This window comes from Rhizobium sp. P2_G2 (assembly GCF_056403555.1).
Map to the genome: position 1 here is coordinate 1 of NZ_JBFUFF010000235.1, position 2,761 is coordinate 2,761.

The 2,761-nt window shown below is 65.8% G+C and carries 2 protein-coding genes and 1 pseudogene; all 3 read left to right on the top strand.

Annotated features, from left to right (window positions below; genetic code table 11):
* A pseudogene (locus AC1D06_RS42345) lies at nt 1–456 on the top strand (hypothetical protein); the annotation flags it as partial.
* A 30-nt stretch (nt 457–486) separates the two neighbouring features.
* Complete coding sequence (locus tag AC1D06_RS42350) at nt 487–2,238, top strand: thiamine pyrophosphate-binding protein (protein ID WP_477991528.1); 1,752 nt, start codon at nt 487–489, stop codon at nt 2,236–2,238.
* A gap of 2 nt (nt 2,239–2,240) precedes the next feature.
* A partial coding sequence (locus tag AC1D06_RS42355) for an SDR family NAD(P)-dependent oxidoreductase (protein ID WP_477991530.1) occupies nt 2,241–2,761 on the top strand: 521 nt, incomplete at its 3' end.

Below are 2,761 nucleotides of genomic sequence, written 5' to 3' on the forward strand. Positions count from 1 at the left end.
CTGCTGTTTCCCGATGGAAAGCCGGAGAGCCAGACCATGGTCGGCCGGCTCATCCCCCAGCCTGTCGTCGAGGGCACCGATCGCGTCCGCTCCCTGCTCGACAGGCTGCTGCCCGACCAGCCAACGGTGGTTGTCTTCCACGAGTTCCCGGATCGGATTGTGCCGGCGGCGGCCTTGTCGAAATTCGCGAGCGCCGGCGCTTTCGTCGTCGGCCTTACGCCGGAATGGATGAACCCGGTCGATGGCGCCTTCCCGGTCTATCGCGACGTCTCGCGGCTGTTCAGCGCGCCGCAGCTTGAAAACTATCTCGGAAATGCCTTTCTGCTGCGGCGGGACCGCTAYATCGCCTCGATCGTGCCGGTTGCGGCAATCGAGACTTTACTGCCCGCAATTGCCGCGATTGCGACGCCACGTCCGGCACCCAACCCGAACCCGGCACTGGCCGAGGCTTCATGAKRKAATAAAGGGCCGCGGAGGAGGGCCGGAATGAACATGGAAATCCAGAGTGACACGATCACGCTCAACGGCGGCCAGGCGCTGRCGCGCATTCTCAAATCTTCCGGTATCGAGAATGTCTACGGCGTCGTGGGCGGCGCGTTCGGCCCCTTTCTGTCTGCGCTGAGCAAGGACAATTCCATTCGCTATGTCGGCGCCCGACACGAGGCCGCCGGTGCCTTCATGGCGGCGGCCGAGTTCTATTCCACCGGCCGCATCGCTGTCTGCCTCGGCGAACAGGGGCCGGGCGGCCTCAATCTGCTCTCCGGACTCGGTGTTGCCTTCAACAACAATCTCGCCCTCCTCGCCATCACGACCAACATCCCGCTGATCAGTGCCTATCCACACGAGGGCAAGCTSATGGATGCCGACCACAAGCGGCTGTTCGAGGGACTGACCGGCTGGAACGCGACGGTCAACGAYGTGTCGCGCCTGCCGGCGCTGGTGCGGCGTGCGTTGCGCCACGCGCTGACCGGCTGCCCGACGCCAGTTCATCTCGACATCCCCATGGACGTGCTGGTCGAAAGTCACAACTTCGAGGTCGCTGAACTCGACATGCCGCTGTYGCGCTTGTTGCCTTCAGGTCGCCAGCCGGCTGACGCCGTGTCGGTCATGGAGGCTGCTCGCCTGCTGGCGACAGCCGAGCGCCCGCTGGTCGTCGCCGGCGCCGGCGTCTGCCATTCCGACGGACAGCAGGAATTGATGGCCGTGACCGAACTRCTCGGCGCGGCAGCCACCTCTACCATGACCGGCGCTGGCGCCGTCCCGAGTAGCTAYGCGGGTTTCGTCGGCTGTGGCGGTGTGATCGGCGGACCGGTCATCGCCCAGGCGATGCGCGAGGCCGACGTGATTCTCGCCGTCGGCTGCAAATTCTCATCCTATCTCTGGGAGACAAGCCGGCCGGTCGTGAAGGGCTGGCCGCGGCAGCAGTTGATCCAGATCGACATCGATCCGGTGCGGCTCGGCCAGGCGGCGCCGCTCGCACTTGGACTGCTGGGTGACGCCCGAGCGGTGCTCGCGCAGCTGCGCGAAGCGCTCGATAGCCAGAAAATATCCAGCGCACCCAAGCCATGGGTCGCGGGCCTATCRGATGCCTTCCGGACTTATCTCGACRAGCTTGGYGGCGCGCCGTCGCATATGGATGGCGGGGTAATCCATCCGGCGGCATTGGCCAGGACCATTGGGGGCTTGCTCGGCGAGAGCGGGCTCGTCGTCCTCGATGGCGGTCACACATCCTTCTGGGGCAACGCGCTGACACCGGCAACCAAAACCCGGACGCGCTTCAACGATGCGTGCATGGCCCAGCTCGGCTTCGGTCTGCCCTTCGCMATTGCGCTCAAGCATCTCCATCCGCAGGAGYTGGTCGTCAACATAACCGGYGACGGCTCCTTCGGCTTCACGCTCTCAGAGCTCGATACGGCGCGGCGCCACGGCCTGCCCGTCATCAACGTCATCCACAACAACGCMGCCTGGGGCATCATCGACTTCGGCCAGAAGCTCGGCGGCTACCAGCTCGGMGGCGAATTGGCCGGTACCAACTATGCCGACATCGCCAGGGGCTTCGGCTGCTTCGGCGAGGTCGTCACYGATCTCGACGAATTCCCGGCAGCCTTTGAGCGCGCCGTCGCGTCGAACCTGCCGGCRGTSCTSGATGYSMGGGTCGGCTTCGTTCCGCAYCCCCAGATGCCGGCCTTCGGCCGGATCGGCCTGGCGCARCCGCGCCGCAGCGGTSGTGGAGCGTGATCATGCGACTGGATKCCAAGACCGCCATCATCGTCGGCGCCGGCTCGGGCATCGGAGCGGCGACGGCGCGTCTGTTCGGCGATCTCGGGGCGCGGTGCCTGCTGATCGGGCCCGAGGCCAAACCACTTGAAGAGATCGCGAGCGCGACCGATGCCGAGGCCATGACGGCKGATGCCTCCCAACCGGTGGACATGGCCAAAGCGGTCGCGCTCGTGAACCGAAAACACGGCCCCGTCGATATCCTCGTCAATTGCGCCGGTGGCGGAGGCAACGCGCCGCTTGGCGAGCTATCCGACGCCGAATGGTCGAAAGCGCTCTCAACCAATCTCGAGACGGCGCGGGTCTCCGCCGCCACCTGCCTGGCCGACCTGATCAAGACGCGCGGATCGATCGTCTTTGTCGCCTCGCTCGCTGGGCTCAGGGCGGTGCCCGGTGCGACGGGCTACATCGCGGCAAAGCATGCGGTGGTCGGCCTCATGAAGGCGATCGCCGCGGACTATGGTCCGTCGGGCGTCCGCGTCAA